Here is a 239-nt window from a genome sequence, read left to right on the forward strand (position 1 = left end):
ACCACGTGCGGCTCCGACGGCCTGCTTTCGTTGCCCGCGGGATCACGCTCCACCACCGTGAACTCGTGCTCGCCTTCGTCCAGCGGCGTATCAGGCGTGAAGCTCCAGTTGCCGTCCTCGTCGACCTCCGTCTCGCCAACCGGCGTGCCGTTGTCGATCACGACGATCGTGTCGCCCGGTTCACCCTTGCCCACCAGCGTCGGCGTCGTGTCGTCCGTGCTCTCGCCATTGCCCACCGG

Annotated in this window: 1 protein-coding gene; it reads right to left on the bottom strand. The window is 67.4% G+C overall.

Translation table 11 applies throughout. The features are described from left to right. Window positions 1–239: Ig-like domain-containing protein (locus tag F6X37_RS38210; RefSeq protein ID WP_222945064.1), on the bottom strand; the 239-nt coding region annotated here is incomplete at both ends.

The organism is Paraburkholderia sp. 31.1, assembly GCF_014397645.1.
GTDB classification, from domain to species: Bacteria; Pseudomonadota; Gammaproteobacteria; order Burkholderiales; family Burkholderiaceae; genus Paraburkholderia; species Paraburkholderia tuberum.